At 32.4% G+C, this 15,677-nt stretch carries 16 protein-coding genes; 8 read left to right on the top strand and 8 right to left on the bottom strand.

The annotated features are described in order from the left end of the window. Positions 1-115 precede the first annotated feature (115 nt). Positions 116-1,063 (top strand): FKBP-type peptidyl-prolyl cis-trans isomerase, encoded by a 948-nt coding sequence (locus tag L3X39_RS13960; RefSeq protein ID WP_237232478.1) that lies wholly within the window; start codon positions 116-118, stop codon positions 1,061-1,063. Positions 1,064-1,111: 48 nt separating this feature from the next. Here L3X39_RS13960 and L3X39_RS13955 read toward each other — a convergent pair whose 3' ends face one another. Both L3X39_RS13955 and L3X39_RS13950 read right to left on the bottom strand, forming a co-directional pair. Further along, positions 1,112-1,672, bottom strand: a complete 561-nt coding sequence (locus L3X39_RS13955; protein WP_237232543.1) for an outer membrane beta-barrel protein — start codon at positions 1,670-1,672, stop codon at positions 1,112-1,114. 360 nt (positions 1,673-2,032) lie between these two features. Next, the gene (locus L3X39_RS13950) at positions 2,033-2,704 is read right to left on the bottom strand and encodes a TonB-dependent receptor plug domain-containing protein (RefSeq protein WP_237232477.1); all 672 of its coding nucleotides are present in this window, start codon (positions 2,702-2,704) and stop codon (positions 2,033-2,035) included. Between the two features lie 123 nt (positions 2,705-2,827). Here L3X39_RS13950 and tgt point away from each other — a divergent pair, with 123 nt between their 5' ends. The 6 genes from tgt (at position 2,828) to L3X39_RS13920 (ending at position 9,975) form a co-directional block, all read left to right on the top strand. Next, positions 2,828-3,958, top strand: a complete 1,131-nt coding sequence (gene tgt, locus L3X39_RS13945; protein ID WP_237232476.1) for a tRNA guanosine(34) transglycosylase Tgt — start codon at positions 2,828-2,830, stop codon at positions 3,956-3,958. 6 nt (positions 3,959-3,964) lie between these two features. After that, on the top strand, positions 3,965-5,041 hold the full coding sequence (locus L3X39_RS13940) for an LptF/LptG family permease (RefSeq protein ID WP_237232475.1): 1,077 nt from the start codon (positions 3,965-3,967) through the stop codon (positions 5,039-5,041). Beyond that, on the top strand, positions 5,028-5,924 hold the full coding sequence (locus L3X39_RS13935; RefSeq protein ID WP_237232474.1) for a DMT family transporter: 897 nt from the start codon (positions 5,028-5,030) through the stop codon (positions 5,922-5,924). Before L3X39_RS13940 ends, L3X39_RS13935 begins: the two co-directional genes overlap by 14 nt. 68 nt (positions 5,925-5,992) lie before the next feature. Next, positions 5,993-6,946, top strand: coding sequence for an acetyl-CoA carboxylase carboxyltransferase subunit alpha (locus L3X39_RS13930; protein ID WP_237232473.1), 954 nt, complete (start codon positions 5,993-5,995; stop codon positions 6,944-6,946). 168 nt (positions 6,947-7,114) lie between these two features. Continuing rightward, a complete protein-coding gene (dnaB, locus tag L3X39_RS13925) occupies positions 7,115-8,656 on the top strand; it encodes a replicative DNA helicase (RefSeq protein WP_237232472.1) in 1,542 nt (513 codons plus the stop codon). A gap of 134 nt (positions 8,657-8,790) precedes the next feature. Beyond that, positions 8,791-9,975, top strand: a complete 1,185-nt coding sequence (locus tag L3X39_RS13920) for an asparagine synthetase B (RefSeq protein ID WP_369411675.1) — start codon at positions 8,791-8,793, stop codon at positions 9,973-9,975. A 4-nt stretch (positions 9,976-9,979) separates the two neighbouring features. Here the strand turns inward: L3X39_RS13920 and L3X39_RS13915 are convergent, their stop codons facing one another. Then, a complete protein-coding gene (locus tag L3X39_RS13915; protein ID WP_237232470.1) occupies positions 9,980-10,414 on the bottom strand; it encodes a hypothetical protein in 435 nt (144 codons plus the stop codon). A 134-nt stretch (positions 10,415-10,548) separates the two neighbouring features. Between L3X39_RS13915 and L3X39_RS13910 the strand changes: the two genes are divergently transcribed. After that, on the top strand, positions 10,549-10,971 hold the full coding sequence (locus tag L3X39_RS13910; protein ID WP_237232469.1) for a secondary thiamine-phosphate synthase enzyme YjbQ: 423 nt from the start codon (positions 10,549-10,551) through the stop codon (positions 10,969-10,971). Here the strand turns inward: L3X39_RS13910 and L3X39_RS13905 are convergent. From L3X39_RS13905 to thrS, 5 genes are all read right to left on the bottom strand, one after another. Beyond that, positions 10,952-11,776 (bottom strand): HAD family hydrolase, encoded by an 825-nt coding sequence (locus L3X39_RS13905; RefSeq protein WP_237232468.1) that lies wholly within the window; start codon positions 11,774-11,776, stop codon positions 10,952-10,954. The genes L3X39_RS13910 and L3X39_RS13905 overlap by 20 nt on opposite strands. A 135-nt stretch (positions 11,777-11,911) precedes the next feature. Beyond that, positions 11,912-12,256, bottom strand: coding sequence for a 50S ribosomal protein L20 (gene rplT / locus L3X39_RS13900; protein WP_136479789.1), 345 nt, complete (start codon positions 12,254-12,256; stop codon positions 11,912-11,914). Positions 12,257-12,357: 101 nt separating this feature from the next. Continuing rightward, positions 12,358-12,555 carry a 50S ribosomal protein L35 gene (gene rpmI, locus L3X39_RS13895; RefSeq protein WP_139698285.1) on the bottom strand — a complete coding sequence of 66 codons (198 nt, stop codon included), beginning with the start codon at positions 12,553-12,555 and terminating at the stop codon, positions 12,358-12,360. A gap of 63 nt (positions 12,556-12,618) precedes the next feature. After that, a complete protein-coding gene (gene infC, locus L3X39_RS13890) occupies positions 12,619-13,164 on the bottom strand; it encodes a translation initiation factor IF-3 (RefSeq protein ID WP_369411674.1) in 546 nt (181 codons plus the stop codon). Positions 13,165-13,197: 33 nt separating this feature from the next. Beyond that, positions 13,198-15,132, bottom strand: a complete 1,935-nt coding sequence (gene thrS / locus L3X39_RS13885; RefSeq protein ID WP_237232467.1) for a threonine--tRNA ligase — start codon at positions 15,130-15,132, stop codon at positions 13,198-13,200. Positions 15,133-15,677: the final 545 nt, after the last annotated feature.

Here is a 15,677-nt window from a genome sequence, read left to right as displayed (position 1 = left end):
TTGCGGGCTTAAAAATAAGCAATATTGAAACATTCAAGAATAAAAAATTTTTCGAGAAGGAAAATGATAAAATGGATGTGTCCAAATGCGCTAAAAGTAAAATAAAAATATTCACATGAAATTAAGAAAAGTCACCTTATTCATTTTAATTTTAATAGTTGGTTTCGTGTCTTGTAAAAACGACGATGATTCTGGTGGGGTTATAATAGAAGAGAGAGATAGGACAGAGCAACAAATCGTTGATAACGATTCTATAGTTGGTTATTTACAAACACATTATTATAATAAAAGTCAGTTTGATGGAAATACAAACCCAAAAATTAAAGACTTGGTAATAACTGAGATTACTGACGAAATTATTTCAAGCGATGCAGATTCATTACTAATTAATGCTGTTGAAACAAAAACAGTTAATTACGCCGATACTGATTATGAATACTATATTTTAAGACTTAATCAAGGAGGTAGCACAGATTCCCCAACTTTTGCTGATAATGTTATTGTAACCTACGAAGGTTTTACTCTAGATAATGAGATTTTTGATAGTGCGGTTACACCTTTAACCTTTGATTTAACATCTGTAATTCCAGCTTGGAGAAAAGTATTACCACAGTTTAATACGGCGGAAAGTTTTGTGGAAAATGGAGACGGCACAGTTGATTATTTAAATCATGGTACAGGGGTTATGTTTGTGCCTTCAGGGTTAGGGTATTATTCTGGAGCAACAGGAAGTATTTCCTCATATTCGCCTTTGGTTTTTAAGTTTGAATTGTATAAAATGGCTCAAAATGATCACGATGGCGATGGAGTTCCTTCTTATTTAGAAGATTTAAATGGTGATGGAGAATTTATAGTTAATTTTGAAGATTTAACCGTAGATACAGATGATGATACTGATGGTGATGGAGTACCAAACTATGTTGATTCGGATGATGATGGTGATGGAATACTTACTATTAATGAAGATTTAAATGAAGATGGTGACCCAACAAATGATATAGGTGCAAATAACATACCTAATTATTTAGACCCAGAAGAGACCGCATCGAAGAATGATAATTAAACAAAAAAACCTCGCATTTGCGAGGTTTTTTTTAAACGGTTTTATTAGTTAAAGAATAAGAGATAGACTCAAAATTAATTGATCTGGACGTGTATCTAATCTACTATTGCTAATACCGTTGTTACCTAAAAAGGTTGCTTCGTTGTTATTAAATCCACGCTCATACCTTACATCAATACCTAATTTATTTAAGTTAAGACCAATACCAAAATTTAGTCCAACCGTAAATTCATTTTCTACATCATTTATCGTAATACCATCAAACTCAGTATCTAAAATATACTGAAATGAGGGACCTCCGAAAACACTTATGGGGCCTAAAACTTTTAATCCAATTAGCATAGGCGCATCTAATTTTTGCATCTTAAAGCTATCATCGTTATAATCACTTTTGGTGCTCGTGTATACTAATTCAGGTTTAAAAAAAAGATGAGTTCCAATTTTCCCGAATATCCCAAAATGATATCCAACATTTCTGTCTGGGTTTTGTGCATTAGAGCTAATAGATTCAAAATAGTCTCCGTTTGCATTGTAATTTAATCCACCTTTTAAACCCAAACCAGTTGCGGTTTGTGCCATCGTTAAGGCAGGTAAACATAATGCAATCATTAAAATAAAAAATAAATTCTTACTCGCGTCACTTTTAGTTTTAAATTGTTTTTGAATGCTTTTTAAAATTTTCATAATGTTCGTTTTAAGATTTTGTTTGTAATATCAAAAACGTTGCCAAAAGCATATTATTTTTTTGTAAAAAGGTTTATTTAAACGAAAAAAGCTGATTTAATTTATTGAAAAGATTCTTTTTAACAGGTGTTTACTATGGTTCCAAAAACAAAAAGAAAAACAATTTATAGGAGAAGAAGCGCTGAAAAAAAACAACTTATAGTTGTAAAAGATTAAATTTAAACTAAATTTTTAAGAAGCATCTAAATAGGAATATATTAGATAAATAATTCATTCAATCTACTACTATTTTAATGTAATTAAAACGACACCATTAGCACCTCTAACACCATATATTGCTCCGCCAGACCCTTTCAATATATCAATGCTTTTAACATCCAAGGGTTGAATAGCCGATAATTGTGACATATTTACTTCACTTCCGTTTACAAGTATTAAAGCAGCACTTGACCCATTAAGTGATGATTCACCACGAATTATTATTTCTCCATTTTTAATTGCAATTGAAGGAGAGCTGTTAAGAATAATATCAATTATATTCGAAAATTGTGCAAATTGAGAATTGGTTTCACTTCTAATACTCGTTAAAGAAAAAGTTTTATCTTTTTCTTTAATATGTCCATATCCTATTGCTACGTCAATATTCTTTTCACTTGGTTTAAACTTTAGGTTTATAGATAAATCATTCGTTTTTTCATCTAATTTTATTTTTTGTGAAATAAAACCATTGGCACTAATTTTAATTTTGTCTTTAGGTGAGCAGCTTACTTTAAAATACCCAGTTGTATCAGTTAAAACAGTAACTTTACTGCTCTGCACTTTAATTTCAGCATTAACTACTGCAATTTTTTTAAACGTAGTAACCTGACCAGTAACTATTCTTTCTTGTGAATATGAAATACTTACAAATAATAATAAGAAAACTAGTAAAGACGCTTTTTTAAATAAATTTATCATTTTCTTTTTAGTTAAAGATATAATCTTTAGCTAAAATAGGTAATTATAAGTTTTAATCTTAACTACTAATATTAATTTAAATTAAAAAAATATGTAGGTTTGCCAACCAATAGTATAGAGTAAATGAAATTTGAATTAAAAGAAAAAGATTCACAAAGTAAAGCCAGAGCAGGAGTAATAATGACAGATCATGGAGTTATTGAAACACCGATTTTTATGCCTGTTGGTACGGTAGGAACAGTAAAAGGAGTACACCAACGTGAGTTGAAAAATGATATAAACCCTGATATTATATTAGGAAATACCTACCATTTATATTTGCGACCTCAAACTGATATTATAGAAAAGGCAGGCGGACTTCATAAGTTTATGAATTGGGATAGAAATATTTTAACTGATTCTGGTGGCTATCAAGTTTACTCACTTTCTGCTAATAGAAAAATTAAAGAAGAAGGTGTTAAGTTTAAATCTCATATTGATGGAAGTTACCATACATTCACCCCAGAAAATGTAATGGAAATTCAACGAACCATAGGAGCCGATATTATTATGGCGTTTGATGAATGTACACCATATCCTTGCGATTATAATTATGCAAAACGCTCAATGCATATGACGCATCGCTGGTTAGATAGGTGTATTAATCATTTAGAAAAAACACCTTTAAAATATAATTATAACCAAGCCTTTTTTCCAATTGTGCAAGGTAGTACTTATAAAGATTTACGTAAGCAATCCGCTGAATATATTGCAAACGCAGGAGCTTTTGGTAATGCTATTGGAGGTTTATCGGTTGGAGAACCCGCCGAAGAAATGTATGCTATGACTGAAGTGGTGACCGAAATTTTACCAGAAGATAAACCACGTTATTTAATGGGCGTTGGCACTCCAATCAATATTTTAGAAAATATAGCGTTAGGTATTGATATGTTTGACTGTGTAATGCCAACAAGAAATGCGAGAAACGGCATGTTATTTACGGTTAATGGTACCATAAACATTAAGAATAAGAAGTGGGCAGACGATTTTTCACCTGTTGATGATATGGGTATAACCTTTGTCGATACAGAATATACGAAAGCTTATTTAAGACATTTATTTACGGTTAATGAATTACTGGGCAAGCAAATTGCAACTATACATAATTTAGGTTTTTATCTATGGTTGGTTCGCGAAGCTAGAAAACATATATTAGCAGGAGATTTTGCTACTTGGAAAGATAAAATGGTTAAGCAAATGAATAATCGTTTGTAGTTATACATGAAGATTTTAGATTGGTACATATTAAAGCGTTATATATTTACATTTTTTATGATGCTATTGCTGTTTATTCCTATTGGAATAACAGTTCATCTAGCTGAAAAAATCGGAAAAATTCTGGAAAATGAGGTTCCTATAAATGAGGTGCTTTGGTATTTTTTAGATTTTACAATTTACTTTGCCCATTTATTATTCCCGTTGTTTTTATTCTTATCTGTTATTTGGTTTACCTCAAAACTGGCAAATAATACCGAGGTAATTGCTTTTTTAAGCTCTGGAGTCTCCTTTTCTCGGTTTTTAAGACCTTATTTGATTGGCGCTTTTATAGTAGGTATACTCGCTATAATTCTAGGATTGTTTTTAGCTCCTAAAGCCAGTGAAGGGTTTAATAATTTTAGTTACAAATATTTTAAAAAAGGTCGCAGTGCAGTTGAAAGCACAAATGTTTTTAAACAAATAAATGATAATGAAATTATTTACGTTAGTAACTTTGATGTAAAAAATAATTTAGGAAGTAATTTTACTTTAGAACATTTTGAAGATAGCGAACTTAAGTATAAAATCACAGCAAATAGTATTCGTTATTCAGAAGAAGATACCTTATATACCTTAACAAATTATGTTAAAAGAGATATAGGTGAAAACGAGGACAAGCTTGAAATCCTAAGAACAAAAGACACCCTATTTGATTTTGATGTTGATGATTTAATTCCAGTTATTTATGCTGCAGAAACAAAAATGTATGGTGATTTAAAACGTTTTATAGCAAAAGAAGAAGCACAAGGTTCTTCAAATGTAGGGCGTTTTAAATTGGTTTTATATAGAAAATGGAGTTTACCAGTTTCAGTGTTTATTTTAACAATCATAGCAGTGGCAGTATCATCTATAAAAAGACGAGGTGGAATGGGGGTTAATTTGGCAGTGGGTATATGTATTGCGATGGTGTTTGTGTTTTTCGATAAAATTTTTGGGGTTATGGCTGAACAATCTGATTTTTCACCCATAATAGCGGTGTGGTTTCCTAATTTCATTTTTGGTATTTTAGCTATATATCTTTTATATAATGCTAAGCGCTAAACTTAAAAATTATTTACATCTTCATTTTTTAGTTTTTATTGCTGGATTTACTGCCATTTTAGGCGAGTTAATTACTATAAGAGCAGTGTCATTAGTTTGGTATAGAATGGTTATCGCATCCATTTTAATGTTACTTTATATAAAACTTGCCAAGGTTAAATTAAAAGCAAATCCCAAGGCCATATTTAGATTTTCTGTTGCAGGTATTATAATCGCTTTACATTGGATTACTTTTTTTGGAGCTATTGACGAAGCTAATATTTCAATTGCATTGGCGATGTTCTCAACAGGTGCTTTTTTTGCATCTTTTATTGAACCAATAATTTATAAACGACCCATAATATGGTACGAAATTGTTTTTGGAATCATTGTCATTATAGGGGTTTTTATCATAACTCAAAGTGAATTCAAATATCTAACAGGCATTTTGTTGGGAATTTCATCAGCATTTTTTTCATCATTGTTTGCAGTTTTAAACGGAAGCTTTTTAAAACGACATTCTGCAACAGTCATTTCTTTTTATGAATTTCTAAGTGGTGTTTTCTTTATTTCAGTGTATATTTTAATTTTTGGAGAAGGCTTTTCTTTAGCTTTTTTTGATATCAGTCAATCTGACTTTATTTACCTATTTATATTGGCATCAATTTGCACAGCCTATGCTTTTATAGCGTCAGTATATGTAATGAAAATCATAAGCCCTTTTACGGTTGTTTTAACCTATAATTTAGAGCCTGTTTATGGTATTATTTTAGCCATTATATTGTTTCCAGAAAAAGAAAAAATGAGTCCATCGTTTTATTATGGTGCCATAATTATTATTTCTGTAGTGCTATTAAATGCAGCCTTAAAATATAGTAGAAGGATAAAAAGAAACTCTAGTTAACGTTTTTTGCAAATTAAAGTTTTTATATTTGTACACTAACCAGAATTAAAAAAGTAAAATAAATTCTTATGGAATATTTAGAATTTGAACTTCCTATAAAAGAGCTTGAAGACCAATTACAAAAATGTAAAGTAATTGGGGAAGAAAGCGATGTTGATGTTACGGAGACTTGCGCTCAAATAGAGAAAAAACTTAAAGTTACCCAAAAAGAAATATACAAAAATCTTACACCTTGGCAGCGTGTTCAACTATCTAGACACCCTGATAGACCTTATACATTAGACCATATTAGAGCTATTTGTGGGACATCGTTTTTAGAGTTACATGGCGATAGAAGCTTTAAGGATGATAAGGCTATGATTGGTGGTTTAGGTAAAGTTGGCGATCAGAGTTTCATGTTTATCGGACAGCAAAAGGGATATAATACAAAAACCAGGCAGTACAGAAATTTCGGGATGGCGAACCCTGAAGGTTATAGAAAGGCATTACGTTTAATGAAATCAGCCGAAAAATTTGGAATTCCTGTAGTTACTCTTTTAGATACACCAGGAGCTTATCCAGGGTTAGAAGCGGAAGAGCGCGGACAAGGAGAAGCCATTGCAAGAAATATTTTGGAAATGACTCGCTTAAAAGTTCCAATAATTACCATAGTAGTTGGAGAGGGAGCATCAGGAGGTGCCTTAGGAATTGGAGTAGGTGATAGGGTGTTAATGTTGGAAAACACGTGGTATTCTGTTATTTCACCAGAGTCTTGTTCTTCTATTTTATGGCGCAGTTGGGAATATAAAGAACAAGCCGCTGAAGCTTTAAAATTAACAGCAGCCGATATGAAAAAGCTTAAATTAGTTGATGAGATAATTAAAGAACCTCTTGGTGGTGCACATAGGGATCGTGAAAAAACTTTTACCGCAGTTAGTAACGCTATTGTAAAATCGTATGAGGAACTTAAAAACTTATCACCAAAAGATTTAGTTTCTCAACGTATGGAAAAATATGCTCAAATGGGTGTAGTAAAAGGCTAATGCTTTAAAAACCATAAGCTAGTAAAACTTGAAGTTAATAACTTCAGGTTTTTTTATGCTTATTGACAATATTTTTAAGTTATTAACAGTTAAATTGTTAACCAATGGTTAACAACGACAAAGGTTCAAATACCCAAAAATCCTTTCTTTTTAATTACTTTCGTAGCGATGAAACAACCTAATCAACTTCAAGGATATAAAATTGACAAAAGCACTATTATAAGTCTTGAGAAAGGAAAAATACCACCTCAAGCACTTGATTTAGAAGAGGTTGTGCTTGGAGCAATGATGATTGATAAAAAAGGAGTTGATGAGGTTATTGATATTTTAAGTCCTGAAGCATTTTATAAAGAAGCACACCAGAATATTTTTGAAGCTATTTATCAGTTATTTGAAAATAGTGAACCAATTGACTTATTAACGGTTTCTTCGCAGTTAAAGAAAAATTCAAAGTTAGAATTGTCTGGAGGTGATTTTTACCTGATTGCTTTAACTCAAAAAGTGTCTTCTTCAGCCCATATTGAGTTCCATGCTCGTATTATTTTGCAAAAATTTATTCAACGAAGTTTAATAAAAATTTCAAGCGAAATTATTGAGGATTCCTATGATGAAACTAAGGATGTTTTCGATTTATTAGATAAGGCTGAATCGAAGTTATATGAAGTAACACAGGGTAATATTAAAAAATCCAGTGAAACAGCTCAAGATTTAGTAATTCAGGCTAAAAAGAAAATTGAAGAAATTTCTAACAAAGAAGGGCTTAGTGGTATACCTACAGGATTTAATAAACTCGATAAATTAACTTCGGGTTGGCAACCATCCGATTTAATTATTGTAGCTGCACGTCCTGGTATGGGTAAAACCGCATTAACACTATCTATGGCTAGAAATATAGCGGTAGATCAAAATATACCAGTAGCGTTTTTCTCTTTAGAGATGGCATCAGTACAATTAATTACGCGTTTAATTTCTAGTGAAACAGGACTGTCTTCCGAAAAATTAAGAACAGGGAAACTTGAAAAACATGAATGGGAACAACTGAATGTAAAAGTTAAAGGATTAGAAAAAGCCCCATTATTTATTGATGATACACCATCGCTTTCAATATTCGATTTAAGAGCAAAAGCACGCCGTTTGTCTTCGCAGCATGGTATAAAGCTTATCATGATTGATTATTTACAGTTAATGACTGGAGGTAGCTCACATGGAGGAAATCGTGAACAAGAAATTTCAATGATTTCCAGAAACCTAAAAGCCTTAGCAAAAGAGCTAAATGTTCCAGTAATAGCCCTATCCCAATTATCTCGTGCGGTTGAAACACGTGGCGGAAGCAAGCGTCCATTATTATCCGATTTACGTGAATCAGGTGCTATTGAGCAGGATGCAGATATTGTAAGTTTTATTTACCGGCCAGAATATTATAAAATTGATGAATGGGATGATGAAGAACGCTCGCCAACTGAGGGACAGGCAGAATTTATTGTTGCAAAACATCGTAACGGAGGTTTAGATAATATTAGGTTGAAGTTTATTGGTCATTTAGGTAAGTTTGATAATTTAGATGATTTTGACTCACCTTTTGAATTTCACTCGAAAATGAACGCCGCTGCAAACGATGATACATTTAAATCAGATAATTTTAAAGCGAGTCCGGACCAAGCTTTTGGTAGCTCGTTTAATGAGGATGAAGATAATGATGTGCCGTTTTAATAATTAAACTCCTGTTAAACATTATCCAATAAAAATAATTTTTGATTATCTTTCGGTCTATGAAAAAGGCCTCATTAATCATCATACTGTTATTCTTTTCGGTCAATGCATTCGCATCTTACATTCTGATTCCTATGGATGCAGAAGGACAAAAAAACCATCTAAAAGCATACGGTATCACTTATTGGACGCTTAAAAAAGAACTTAAAGTAAAGTGGTTACTTAATTACAGAGGCGGTTCGTTTTTATTACCAGATTCGGATGATATACAACGTGAATGTCAAATACGAGGTGTTTCTTTTGAAGTAATTTCTAATGCAAAAGCTGAGAGTATTTTAGAAGAAATAGCAAGTCCTAGTCAAAATATGGAAGCTGTTATTTTAGAAAAGGCACCAAAAATAGCGGTCTATACACCCTATGGGAATCAGCCTTGGGACGATGCTGTAACCATGGTTCTACAATATGCCGAAATTCCTTATGAAACTGTCTATGACGAAGAAGTACTAAATGATGGTTTACTACTTTTTGATTGGTTACACTTGCATCATGAAGATTTTACTGGTCAATTTGGGAAATTTTATGCCCAATATAGAGCATCGTCATGGTATATTCAAGAAAAAAAGGATGCTGAAAAATTAGCTGAAAAATTAGGTTATAATAAGGTGTCTGAAGAAAAATTAGCAGTGGCTCTAAAAATTCGAGATTATGTAATAGGTGGTGGCTTTATGTTTGCTATGTGTAGTGCAACAGATAGTTTTGATATTGCTTTATCTGCTGAAGGTATTGATATTTGCGAACCGATGTTTGATGGTGATGGAAGTGACCCAGGTTACCAAAATAAAATTGATTACAATAAAACCTTTGCATTTACAAATTATACTCTGGAGAGAAGTCCATTGGTTTATGAGTTTTCATCTATTGATACTACAAGAAAACGTATGATTCCTAAAACAAGCGACTATTTTTCACTTATGGAATTTTCTGCAAAATGGGATCCTATTCCAACCATGTTATGCCAAAATCACACTGCTTTGGTAAAAGGGTTTATGGGGCAAACAACATCATTTGCTAGAGATGAAATTAAATCGAATGTTTTAGTAATGGGTGAAACCAAATTAAACGGAGAAGCAAAATATATTCATGGTATTAAAGGAAAAGGTTTTTTTACATTTTACGGTGGACATGATCCAGAAGACTATCAACATAGGGTAGGTGATGCGAAAACCGAACTCGATTTGCATCCAACATCACCAGGATATAGACTTATCTTAAATAACGTTTTGTTTCCAGCTGCTAGAAAGAAAAAGCAGAAAACATAATGGTTTACTCTGTGACTGTGGTTTTTCTAAAAGTATAAATAAAACCATCAGCACCACTACCTTGAGAAGTTTCATTTTCGTTTAAAATAAATTCATTGGCTGTAATAGTTAAATGGCCCATTTCATCTGAATCAACAACTAAAAATAAATCGCCATTATCATCTAAAATAGAATACGTATAGTCGCCAGAGTCTAAACCATCCTGTTTAGTGTCATCGGTATTATTATTTTCAACACTTAAAACACCAGAAGCTTCATTAAATCTCCAAATAATTTCACCTAAAGCGTAATCTTCATCAACACCAGCAATACCACCAGTTACGTTTATTAAGTTCCAATAGACTTCAACAACTTGTGGTTGCGTATTGTCATCATTACCAATAGAACAGTTGGTTAATGATAGAAAACTTATAAGAAATATAAATAAATAGGGTTTCATAATTAATAGAATTGGTTTATATTAATAGATGAATGTAATTTAAAAAGGTTGCGTTAATTTAATAAAAATTATTCTCATTTAATTTTTTTAATAATAAGGAATCAGTATATAATCTATATTTGAAATATATAAATATGAAATTTTTTCAGAAAGAAATACAATTAAAACCTTTTAAAAGAGGATTTCACCTAATAACTGATTCTATATTAGTAGCGATTCCAGAAATGACTCAAATTAATATTGGTCAATTACAAGTGTTTATAAAACATACTTCGGCTAGTTTAACAATTAATGAAAACGCAGATTTTACTGTACGACAAGATTTTGAAAGCCATTTTAATATAATGGTACCTGAAAATCAACCGTATTATAAACATAACTTTGAAGGGTCAGATGATATGCCTGCACATATAAAATCGTCTCTTTTAGGTGCTTCGATACAAATTCCAATAACAAATGGCAAGCTCAACTTAGGAATATGGCAGGGTATTTATCTATGCGAACATAGAGATTATGCAAGTTCAAGAAGCATAGTTATTACAGTTTTCGGTAATTAACTTTCGACTCAATAAGTTTTTTCAAAATAAATTCCACACCAAAATCATCGTTGCTTTTCGTTGTGTAGTTTGCAACTTCTTTTACATTTTTATGGGCATTTTCCATTGCAAAACTATATGATGCGCGTTTGAGCATTTCAATATCATTGTTGTAATCACCAAAAACTAAAGTTTCCTCGGGTGAAATATTATATTTTTCTTGAATTAACTCAATGGCATGCCCTTTGTGGGCCAAATCGTCCGATACATCTACCCAATGTTTTCCAGATATTTTAACCTTATAGTTTGGTTCTAAATGTTTAAAATGTGGATAAATTTGCTTTTCAGAATCCTCTGAATTATACAAGGCTATTTTAATAATATCTTCTTTAATCTCTTTTGTGCTTTTTATTATAGCGTAGTTAGGATAATATTCTAATAAAGAATTGAAATAACCATTTGAACTAGACCTGTGACTAAAATAAGCTTTGGCTTTTGTGCAAAAAATGGGGTGGATATCAGTTTTGGACTCTATTAATGCTTCAATTTCAAGCAAATTGTCTCTTTTTATCGGTGTTGAAAGCAGTAGTTCATCCTTTCTGATCACTAAACCACCATTTTCTGCAACAATAATGATATCATCTTTAATGGAGTTTAACTTATCAACAATACTATAATATGGTCTACCACTTGCTGCAACGAAAAAAACATTATGCTTTTTTAACTCATTAAATAGCTCAAAAAATAAGCTACTAACTTCATGGTTTGAGTTAAGTAGTGTGCCATCCATATCTGTAACGACCAATTTTATTTGAGATAGATTCATGTTGTATTTTAAACTATAAATTTAATATTCTATTATTTCGGGTAATTTTCTACAATATTAGCATAAAAAAATCCGACTCTTTCGAATCGGATTTTTTATTAAGCGAATAATATGTTTTACAATAGGCGAAACGCCTTATTTTACTTTATCAATTACAGCTTTAAAAGCTTCTGGGTTATTCATAGCTAAATCTGCTAAAACCTTACGGTTTAACTCAATATCATTAGCTTTTAATTTACCCATAAATTGAGAATAAGATAAACCATGTTCTCTGGCTCCAGCGTTAATACGCGTAATCCATAAAGCACGGAATGTTCTCTTTTTGTTTCTACGGTCTCTATACGAGTATTGCATCGCTTTATCAACCGCATTTTTTGCTACTGTCCAAACGTTTTTACGACGTCCGAAGTAACCTTTTGCTTGTTTTAGAACCTTTTTTCTTCGGGCTCTTTTTGCTACAGAATTTACTGATCTTGGCATAATTTTAATTGTTTTTTGTAGTAGGCGGTCAATTTTAATTGACACTTTTTTATTAGCCTAACTCCAGGGTTTATAAATTGTTTTAACCGGTTAAAACCTTATTACTTTAAACGTAACATGGTTTTAACATTATCTTCGTCAGCCTTATGTACTAATGTATCATGTGTTAACGCTAGCTTACGCTTTTTCGACTTCTTTGTTAAGATGTGACTTTTAAAAGCGTGCTTTCTTTTAATCTTACCAGTACCTGTTAACTTAAAACGTTTTTTGGCACTAGATTTTGTTTTCATTTTAGGCATTTTCTTCTCCTAGTTTTTAATTATTTCGCTTAATTATCTGTAATCCTGATTTCTCAGTATTTTTTATTTCTTCGGAGCTAGAAACATGGTCATTCGTTTACCTTCTAATCGAGGCATTTGTTCCACTTTTCCAAACTCTTCAAGGTCTTGAGCTAATCTTAATAATAAAATTTGCCCCTGTTCCTTAAATATAATCGAGCGCCCTTTAAAGAATACGAAAGCTTTTAATTTTGCTCCTTCTTTTAAGAACTTCTCAGCATGTTTCTTTTTAAATTCATAATCATGGTCATCTGTTTGAGGGCCAAATCGAATTTCTTTTATAATTACTTTTGTAGCTTTAGATTTTAAAGCCTTATCACGTTTCTTTTGCTCATAAAGAAACTTTTTATAATCCATAACCTTACAAACAGGTGGGTCAGCATTCGGAGAAATTTCCACAAGATCTAATTCTTGCTCATTAGCTATCCTCATGGCGTCACCTTTGGTATAAATACCAATCTCTACATTATCTCCAACAAGGCGTACTTTTTGTGCAGTAATTTTAGAGTTTATTTTGTGTTTATCCTCTTGTGAAACCCTTCTAGGTTCGTGTCTTCTTCTAATTGCTATGGCGTTATGGTTTTAAATTAAACTTATTATTTTCTAAAACGATTTTAACGTTTTTTTAATGTCTTCTTTTATTATTTCTGAGAAAGCTTCTACAGAAATCATGCCTAAATCTGCCCCACCATGCTGACGCACAGTGATTTTGCCTTCTTGCTCTTCTTGCTCTCCGATGATAATCATATAAGGGTGTTTCTGCATTTCTGCTTCCCTAATTTTCTTACCAATGGTCTCGTTTCTATGATCTACGAGGGCGCGAATTTCGTCATTTTCTAGCAAATTTAAAACTTTTTGCGAGTATTTTTCATATTTCTCGCTAATTGATAATATTATAGCTTGGGTTGGCATAAGCCAAAGTGGAAAATTACCACCTGTATGTTCTAATAATAATGCCACAAAACGTTCCATACTTCCAAACGGTGCACGGTGTATCATTACGGGTCTGTGAAGCTCGTTATCGCTACCTTTATAGGTTAGCTCAAAACGCTCGGGTAAATTATAATCAACCTGTATGGTTCCAAGCTGCCAGCGTCTGCCCAAAGCATCTTTCACCATAAAATCTAACTTAGGACCATAAAAAGCAGCTTCACCAGTTTCAATAACAAAATTTAAACCTTTATCAGTAGCAGCATTAATAATGGCCTGTTCAGCTTTTTCCCAATTGGCTACATCTCCTATATACTTGTCGGGATTTTCAGGATCCCTTACAGAAACTTGCGCAGTAAAGTTTTCGAACCCTAACGATCCAAATACATAAAGTACTAAATCGATAACATCCTTAAACTCTTTATCCAATTGTTTTGGCGTACAAAACAAATGCGCATCATCTTGTGTAAACCCTCTAACACGAGTTAAACCGTGTAACTCACCACTTTGCTCATATCTATAAACTGTACCAAATTCTGCAAAACGCTTAGGTAAATCCTTGTAACTCCAATGGCTACTTTTATAAATCTCACAGTGATGCGGACAATTCATGGGTTTTAGCAAAAACTCTTCATCTTCTTTTGGTGTTTTAATAGGCTGAAAACTATCTGCTCCGTATTTAGCATAATGACCAGAAGTAACATAAAGTTCTTTCTGCCCAATATGTGGCGTAACCACCATTTCGTAACCAGCTTTTTTCTGCGCAGCTTTTAAAAAATTTTCTAAACGTTCACGTAATGCAGCACCTTTTGGTAACCATAAAGGCAAACCTTGTCCAACTTTTTGCGAGAAAGTAAAAAGCTCAAGTTCCTTACCAAGTTTTCTATGGTCACGCTTTTTGGCTTCTTCAAGCATTTCTAAATACTCGGTGAGTTCTTTTTGTTTTGGGAACGAAATTCCATAAACACGCGTTAACTGTGGTTTGTTTTCATCACCGCGCCAATAAGCACCAGCAACACTTAACACTTTCACCGCTTTAATAATTCCCGTGTTTGGTATGTGCCCACCACGGCATAAATCTGTAAATGTAGAATGGTCACAAAATGTAATGGTGCCATCTTCTAAATTTTCAATAAGTTCCGTTTTAAACGGATTATCTTTATATATAGCCAAAGCCTGAGCTTTACTAGCAGAACGCATCTTAAAATCATGCTTTTCGCGGGCAATCTCCAACATTTTGTTTTCAATCGCTTTAAAATCGTTCTCCGAAACAGCTTGCTCTCCAAAATCTACATCATAATAAAACCCATTTTCAATAGCAGGACCAATAGTAAGCTTAGCACTAGGGTACAGTTCTTCAATAGCCTGTGCTAAAACGTGCGCACTACTATGCCAAAAGGCTTTTTTTCCATCATCGTCATTCCATGTATACAATACCAAAGAGCCATCAGTAGTTAATGGTGTAACAGTTTCAACAGTTGTACCATTAAAATTTGCCGAAATCACGTTTCGCGCAAATCCCTCACTTATGCTTTTTGCAACATCCATTGGTGTAACGCCTTCATCAAACGTCTTCACACTGCCGTCCGGTAATGTAATATGTATCATTAAAATAAATTAAAATCCGGCTGCAAAGATAATAGTATAAACAAACCCACACAATATATATATAGGTATAATTTATTTAAATATTTGGGCGTTCCCTTTTTTATTAAAAAGGTCGGGCTTTCCACTATATCTTTTTCTCGTGTCTCAAAAAAGGATGCCGCTACAATCCCTAACGCTATATTTTCAATCAAAATCCAATAAAAATTTAAAGGCTTTAAAATATTTTTAAAGTTTAAAATTTATAAAAAAACTAAAAAAGTGTGAGCGTAAGACACCTATAATTAGCGCATTAAAAACTTGTTCAAAAAAAGTCCAAAAAAGGCATTGTAAATTTAAAAATAGGTATTATGTTTGCACCCGCAAAAACGGTTAAGTACTGTTTGTGCAAAAGTTCATTTCCACGGTGGGATATTTTTCAGAAAGGGTAAAAAAAGTTTTTCTAAAAAAGATTGAAAAAGTATTGTGGGGTTAAAAAAAGGGTTTTATATTTGCACCCGCTTAGCAAGGAAACGAGCTAGTAAAAGATAAAAAAAGTTCATAAACAT

Source organism: Flaviramulus multivorans (assembly GCF_021728415.1).
GTDB classification, from domain to species: domain Bacteria; phylum Bacteroidota; class Bacteroidia; order Flavobacteriales; family Flavobacteriaceae; genus Sabulilitoribacter; species Sabulilitoribacter multivorans.
The sequence above is the reverse complement of the archived record's forward strand: the minus strand, read 5'-3'. Positions and strand labels throughout refer to the sequence as shown.

What these genes read in the sequence shown, in the direction of transcription:
- L3X39_RS13960 (WP_237232478.1), top strand. Translation starts at nt 116, where the DNA reads ATGAAATTAAGAAAAGTCACCTTATTCATTTTAATTTTAATAGTTGGT.
- L3X39_RS13955 (WP_237232543.1), bottom strand. Translation starts at nt 1,672, where the DNA reads ATGATTGCATTATGTTTACCTGCCTTAACGATGGCACAAACCGCAACT.
- L3X39_RS13950 (WP_237232477.1), bottom strand. Translation starts at nt 2,704, where the DNA reads ATGATAAATTTATTTAAAAAAGCGTCTTTACTAGTTTTCTTATTATTA.
- tgt (WP_237232476.1), top strand. Translation starts at nt 2,828, where the DNA reads ATGAAATTTGAATTAAAAGAAAAAGATTCACAAAGTAAAGCCAGAGCA.
- L3X39_RS13940 (WP_237232475.1), top strand. Translation starts at nt 3,965, where the DNA reads ATGAAGATTTTAGATTGGTACATATTAAAGCGTTATATATTTACATTT.
- L3X39_RS13935 (WP_237232474.1), top strand. Translation starts at nt 5,028, where the DNA reads ATGCTAAGCGCTAAACTTAAAAATTATTTACATCTTCATTTTTTAGTT.
- L3X39_RS13930 (WP_237232473.1), top strand. Translation starts at nt 5,993, where the DNA reads ATGGAATATTTAGAATTTGAACTTCCTATAAAAGAGCTTGAAGACCAA.
- dnaB (WP_237232472.1), top strand. Translation starts at nt 7,115, where the DNA reads ATGAAACAACCTAATCAACTTCAAGGATATAAAATTGACAAAAGCACT.
- L3X39_RS13920 (WP_369411675.1), top strand. Translation starts at nt 8,791, where the DNA reads ATGGATGCAGAAGGACAAAAAAACCATCTAAAAGCATACGGTATCACT.
- L3X39_RS13915 (WP_237232470.1), bottom strand. Translation starts at nt 10,414, where the DNA reads ATGAAACCCTATTTATTTATATTTCTTATAAGTTTTCTATCATTAACC.
- L3X39_RS13910 (WP_237232469.1), top strand. Translation starts at nt 10,549, where the DNA reads ATGAAATTTTTTCAGAAAGAAATACAATTAAAACCTTTTAAAAGAGGA.
- L3X39_RS13905 (WP_237232468.1), bottom strand. Translation starts at nt 11,776, where the DNA reads ATGAATCTATCTCAAATAAAATTGGTCGTTACAGATATGGATGGCACA.
- rplT (WP_136479789.1), bottom strand. Translation starts at nt 12,256, where the DNA reads ATGCCAAGATCAGTAAATTCTGTAGCAAAAAGAGCCCGAAGAAAAAAG.
- rpmI (WP_139698285.1), bottom strand. Translation starts at nt 12,555, where the DNA reads ATGCCTAAAATGAAAACAAAATCTAGTGCCAAAAAACGTTTTAAGTTA.
- thrS (WP_237232467.1), bottom strand. Translation starts at nt 15,132, where the DNA reads ATGATACATATTACATTACCGGACGGCAGTGTGAAGACGTTTGATGAA.